We start from the raw sequence: 6,124 nt of genomic DNA on the forward strand, positions 1-6,124 counted from the left end.
CCCCGTCCGACGTTTCAAACTCTAGCCGATCCCCGCTCCGAAAAGCGAATCCGACCGCAACCCGATAAAACGAGCACACCGAATAAGCACCAGGCTGTCACGCGAAAGCGAGAAAGACCGGCACGAACCGGAAGTGGTGTTTCAAGGGATTGGCCGCCCCGGGACCGTCCGCGCAGATGCGTGTCCGGTGCTCCCTGCCAGGCAGCTCGAAGAACACTAGACCTCCGGAGCCGCCGAGTCAACCGGCGCAAGCGCATTTCCGGCGCTCTCCTCCGTCGGCAGCTGGAAGGCCAGGACGGCGACGTCGTCGTCGTGCTCGGAGGTCACTCCCATCGCCCGCAGCAGGCGGGCGCAGATCACCTCGGGGGCGCCGATCGCACCGGCCAGGGTGCGGGCCAGGAGGTCGAGGCCCTGGTCGATGTCCTCGTCGCGGCGTTCCACCAGTCCGTCGGTATAGAGGACGCCGGTCGTCCCGGGGAGCAGTCGCAGGGTGTGGGAGACGTGCAGGCCGCCGCCGGTGCCGAGCGGCGGGCCGTTCTGTTCCTCGCTGCGCAGGATGGTGCCGTCCGGGCAGCGCAGCAGTACGGGGAGGTGTCCGGCGGAGGCGTAGGAGAGGGTGCGGCGCCGCGGGTCCCAGACGGCGTAGGTGCAGGTGGCGATCTGGTTGGCGTCGATCTCCATGGCGAGGCCGTCGAGCAGGCGCATCACCTCGTGCGGGGGCAGGTCGAGCCGGGCGTAGGCGCGGACCGCCGTCCGCAGCTGGCCCATGACGGCGGCGGCGCGCAGGCCGCGGCCCATGACGTCGCCGATGACGAGGGCCGTGCGCCCGCCGTCGATGGCGATGACGTCGTACCAGTCGCCGCCGACCGCGGCCTCGGCGCCGCCGGGCTGGTAGGTCGCGGCGACCCGCAGGCCGGCCGGCTGGTCGAGCTTCTGCGGGAGCAGGCTGCGCTGGAGGGTGACGGCGGCCTCGCGCTGGCGGCGTTCCGCCTCGCGCAGCCGGGCGGCGGCGAGGACCTGGTCGGTGACCTCGGCGGCGAAGACCAGTACGCCGGCGGGCGGGCCCTCGGTGGGGGCGTCGCCGTTCTCCCCGGTGCCGAGCGGGACGCAGGAGACGTTGTAGTAGCGGTTGCCGGTGAGGCCGAGGATGCAGCGGGCCTTGACGCTGCGCGGGCGGCCGCCGCGGATGACCTGGTCCATCAGCGCCAGGACGCCCATGGTGGCGAGCTCGGGGAGGGCCTCGGCGGCCGGCAGTCCGGTGGGGCGTTCGCCGAAGAGCTCCCGGTACGCACGGTTGGCGTAGCCGAGCTGGTGGAGCGGACCGTAGGTGACGGCGACCGGGGCGGGGATGCGGTTGAGGACCTCGCGCAGGTTCTGCGGCTTGTGCGGGTCCAGGAGCTCGGCGCCCGCGGCGGGGCCGGTCGGGTCCCGGGGGCTGGGCACGACGACGCCGTCGGGGCAGGGCGCCCCGGCCCCGGTGCCGGTCCCGTGGGGCGGGAGGGCACGCCAGGGGGCTCCGGTGAGCCGGGCGCTCCAGCGCATGAGGTTCAAACGACGGCCGCTTCCTCGTTTTCCAGACATATCATCACTTTTTGTGTACGCAGCAGCACACGGGGTAATGACCGGGTCGGGCTGATCCTGTCAGGCGGAGGCCCGGTTCCGGAAGTCGCGCGCCCGGCGTGGCCACCCGATCCGCCCTCCGGTGCACCCTTCGGTTCGCCGTTCGGCCCGGCGACGGCCCGGGTCGGCGGGTGCGGTCACCGGGGAGCATCCGGTCCGGTGTCGGACGGCCGTCCGGGCCTCGGGTCGAACCCTCCCTCGAAGGCCGAACGCGGGTGCTCCATCGCGCCCAGCGAGACCGGCTCGCGGGAGAACACCCCGCCGAGCACCCAGTCCATCAGCACCCGCACCCGGCGCTCGGCGCTCGGCAGCCGCCGCAGGTGCCGGGCCCGGTGCAGCCACCCGGCCCGGCGGCCGGTGAGCCTGCCGCCGCGCCTGGTGTGCGCGACGGCCCGCCCCGGGCCGAGCGAGGTCGAGCAGGCCGCCGGGCCGGGCCGGTAGTCGGCCAGACCCGGGGCGTGCGGCCCGCCGTCCAGGGCCACCACGACGTTGCGCGCGAGCAGTTCGGCCTGGGCGAAGGCGTGCTGGGCGTTGGGGGCGCACGGAGCGCCGTCCGCGTTCGGGTCCGGTACGGCGGCGCAGTCCCCGGCCGCCCAGACACCGGGCAGGGCGCGCCCGTCCGGCCCGACGGCCTGCAGGGTCGGCAGACATCTCACCCGGCCGAGGGTGTCCAGCGGGAGGTCGGTCTCGCGCAGCAGCGGGGACGGCCGGACGCCCGCCGTCCAGACCAGGGTGCGGGCGCCGAAGCGGGTCCCGTCGGAGAGCGCCACGACCCGGTCGGCGGCGGACTCCAGGGTGGTGCGCAGCCGGATGTCGACGCCCCGTTCGCGCAGTTCGCCCAGGGTGTGCCCGGCGAGTTCGGAGGACTCCTCGGCCAGGATCCGGTCGGTCGCCTCGACCAGCACCCAGTGCAGGTCCTCGGCGCGGACGTTGTGGTAGCCGCGCACGGCGGTGCGGGCCATGTCCTCGAGTTCGGCGAGCGCGCCGACGCCCGCGTACCCGGCGCCGACGAAGACGAAGGTGAGCGCGGACTGGCGCAGCGCCGGGTCGCGGGTGGCGGAGGCGAGGTCGAGCTGCTCCAGGACGTGGTTGCGCAGGCCCACCGCCTCGCCGACGGTGGAGAAGCCGAGGCCGTGTTCGGCGAGGCCGGGCACCGGCGCCGTGCGGGAGACCGATCCGGGGGCCACTACCAGGACGTCGTAGGGAAGTTCGACCGGGGCGTGGGGTTCCCCGGGGCCCGCGGCGTCAGCCAGGGCGCGCCGGGCGGCGTGTTCGATCCGGGTGATCCGGGCGGTGAGGACCCTGCAGTCCGGCAGGACCCGGCGCAGCGGGACGACGACGTGTCTCGGGTCGATCGAGCCGGCGGCCACCTCGGCCAGCAACGGGTGGTAGGTGAAGTAGGCCTGGGGCTCGACGACGGTGATCTCCACCTCGCCCCGCCGCAGCCGTTCCCGCAGGGCGCGCTGGAGGTGGAGTGCGGCGGCCGTTCCGGCGCAGCCGCCGCCGGCGATCAGGATCCTGATGGTGCACCTCCTGCCGATGCGACGTTTCGTCCCGGCCGCCCCGCGGCCGGGGGTGTCCCCCCATCACGCCCCCCTATGAAGGACCGGCGGGGGTCGTCTTGTCCACAGTCCGTACGGGGCTGGTTGCCACGCGAGTGACCACCGTGGCCAGTTGTGCTTACTGGGCGACTTTCTGACGCACTTTCGGCCTCGGAGAGTGGTGAACTATGGTCGGATTGTGTACCGGGGCGGCCGTCGCCATGACAATCGGCGGCGACGCACCGTGGAGCGGCCACTACGGCCAGTTCCAGCGTTGGCGTGAGAACCCGACTGGGGCACGGTCATCCGGGGAAGGGTAGTTCCCGGACCAGGCCCCGGACGGTGCCGACGCGCCGAGCCGGACGTGGACCCGGCACGGCGGCACGAACCGTGGTCACCGGAACGGGACGGGCGGCACGAGCAATGGGTCATCGGGTCACTTCTGACGGGCTGAGCTGCACCGGGGGGTGCAGGGGCGGGCGACGACAGGGTCCGGTTTCGGACGCCTGCGGGGGAGAGTTGGGATGATGGATCAGGAGCAGGTATTGGGGCGGGCGGGTGCGCCGCAGGCCGGACCGGGAACGGTCCCCGAGCAGCGCGGCCCGGTGGACCTGCCGCCGGCGAACGGGCCGGCACAACCGGGAACCGTGCGGGCCGCGGTCCCGTACCGCACGGAACCCGCACCGGCCACCGCGCCGGTGCCGGGGGCCCGGCTGCGGGTGGACGCCCGACGGAACCTGGAGAGCGTGCTGCGGGCGGCTCGCGAGGTGTTCGGCGAGTTCGGCTACGGCGCGCCGATGGAGGAGGTCGCGCGCCGGGCCGGGGTCGGGGTCGGCACCGTCTACCGGCGCTTCCCGAGCAAGGAGGTGCTGGTCCAGCGGATCGCCGCCGAGGAGGTGGCGTGGCTGACGGCGCAGGCCCGGGAGTCGCTGTACGGCGGTGACGGCGCCTGGGAGGCGCTGGCCGGCTACCTGGCGCGCGCGGTGGGCAGCGGCGCCGGGCGGTTGCTGCCGCCGGAGGCGTTCCGGTACGCGGAGGAGCTGGGCCGGGTGCCCGAGCAGCGGGTGGCGGAGCAGCCCGCGGCGGTCCGCTTCGACCTGCGCGGTGAGGAGGCCCGCTCCGGCGGGGCGGTCGAGCCGTCGGCGGCCGACGCCGATCCCCGGTTGCTGCTGCAGCTGCTGGCCGCGCTGGTGGCGCGGGCCGGGGCGGCGGGCGAGCTGCGGCCGGGCGTCACGGTGTCGGACGTGGTGCTGGTGCTGACCGCGTCGGTGCCGGTGCACGCGGCCCGGCCGTCGGTCTCCGCGCCGACGGCCGGCGGTTTCTCGCCGTTTTCTCCGCAGACGGACGGTCAACCGGCCGCCGGCCCCTCGGACCGGCTGCTGCAGATCCTGCTGGACGGCCTTCGGGGTCGCTGACCGCGTCGGCCGGCCGGTCCGCCACGCCCGGCGGGCACGGGAGTTGGAGGGAAGACCGGCGCGCGGGCCGAGTGCGCGCGCCGGGTGTGAGGGTCGCACACCCCACTGCCGCACGCTGGGCGGACGCCCCCGCGACGGCCCCTCGGAGGAGTGGAAGGCGGCCGGTCCGGCTACCGCCGGTCCCTGCGCTATGCCATCCTTTGCCCGTGGTTGGAGCCAATGTCCCGATGCGCGCCGTTCGCGCGCCGTCGGCGCCGTCTGCCGGGGAACCGTGCGCCTACGCACTCCCGCGCGCCCTGCCACACTACGGGGGCTGTCGTGGAATCTGGGGTCCGTTGTGAGCGCCGAGGAACAGAACGACTACGGGTACGGCCTCGACTTCGGAGGCTTCTCCGGTGATGCCGCCGAGGGTTCCGCCACGGGCCCCTGCAGCCTCAGCGGCGCCGGCGGGACGCCCCAAGTGCCGGGCGCCGCACCGGCTTCGGCCGCGGGCCACGTCCCCGACCAGGCCGGGATTCCCAGCCGCGAGACGCTCTCCGCCTCCGCACTGCCCCCGGGCCGGGTGCCCGGGCAGGCCCCGGCAGGCCGCGGCGGCGTCGCCCCCGAGGCGTTCGTCGGCGAACCGTTCACCGGCGACGGCCGGACCGCCCGGCCGACCGTACCCGCCCCCGCCGACCCGGTGGACGGCGAGCGCCCCGCCTCCGACTCCGAGTTGACCGCCCGGGTGCGGGCCGGCGACGACACCGCGTATGAGGAGATCTACCGCCGGCACGCCGACTCGGTGCGCCGCTACGCCCGCACCTGCTGCCGGGACAGCTTCACCGCCGAGGACCTCGCGGGCGAGGTGTTCGCCCGCACCCTGCAGGCGCTGCGGGCGGGCAAGGGCCCCGAGTTCGCCGTCCGCGCGTACCTGCTGACCGCCGTGCGCAACGTGGCCGCCGCCTGGCACCGCAGCGAACGGCGCGAGCAACTCGTCGACGACTTCGCCGTGTTCGCGCAGACCTCGGCCGCCGTGGTCGACATCGACCTCGCCGACCCGGGTGCCGACGCCTGGGCGATGGCGATGGCCGACCAGCGGATGGTCATGCAGGCCTACGCCGAACTGCCCGAGGACGACCGGATGGTGCTCTGGCACACCGAGGTCGAACGGGAGTCCCCGAAGACCGTCGCGGTGATGCTCGGCAAGACCGCCAACGCCACCGCCGTGCAGGCCCACCGGGCCCGCGACCGGCTCGCCGCCGCCTTCCTCCAGGCGCACGTCTCGGGCAGCCAGGACAGCGGGTGCGAGGCGTACGCCAACCGGCTCGGGGCGTACGCGCGCGGCTCGCTGCGCAAGCGGGCCTCGGCCGAGGTGGGCCGGCACCTCAAGGAGTGCGACCGCTGCACGGCCGCCTGCCTGGAACTGACCGAGATCAACACCGGGCTGCGCGCCCTGCTGCCCGGCGGTGTGCTCGTCTGGATCGGCGTCGGCGGGTTCAGCGCCGCCGCGGCCGCCGTGGGCGGTGTCGACCAGCAGGTGGTTCTCGTCCAGGTGCCAGCCGCGCGGGC

The 6,124-nt window shown here is 74.8% G+C and carries 3 protein-coding genes and 1 pseudogene; 2 read left to right on the forward strand and 2 right to left on the reverse strand.

Annotated features, from left to right (window positions below):
- Window positions 1–291: 291 nt before the first annotated feature.
- A pseudogene (locus AB0E96_RS37050) lies at window positions 292–1,371 on the reverse strand (SpoIIE family protein phosphatase); the annotation flags it as partial.
- A gap of 386 nt (window positions 1,372–1,757) precedes the next feature.
- Complete coding sequence (locus tag AB0E96_RS37055; protein ID WP_359830589.1) at window positions 1,758–3,161, reverse strand: FAD-dependent oxidoreductase; 1,404 nt, start codon at window positions 3,159–3,161, stop codon at window positions 1,758–1,760.
- Between the two features lie 524 nt (window positions 3,162–3,685).
- Here AB0E96_RS37055 and AB0E96_RS37060 point away from each other — a divergent pair.
- Complete coding sequence (locus AB0E96_RS37060) at window positions 3,686–4,576, forward strand: helix-turn-helix domain-containing protein (RefSeq protein WP_359830585.1); 891 nt, start codon at window positions 3,686–3,688, stop codon at window positions 4,574–4,576.
- A gap of 337 nt (window positions 4,577–4,913) precedes the next feature.
- A partial coding sequence (locus tag AB0E96_RS37065) for a sigma-70 family RNA polymerase sigma factor (protein WP_359830586.1) occupies window positions 4,914–6,124 on the forward strand: 1,211 nt, incomplete at its 3' end.

This window comes from Kitasatospora sp. NPDC036755 (genome assembly GCF_040636595.1).
Classification (GTDB): Bacteria; Actinomycetota; Actinomycetes; order Streptomycetales; family Streptomycetaceae; genus Kitasatospora.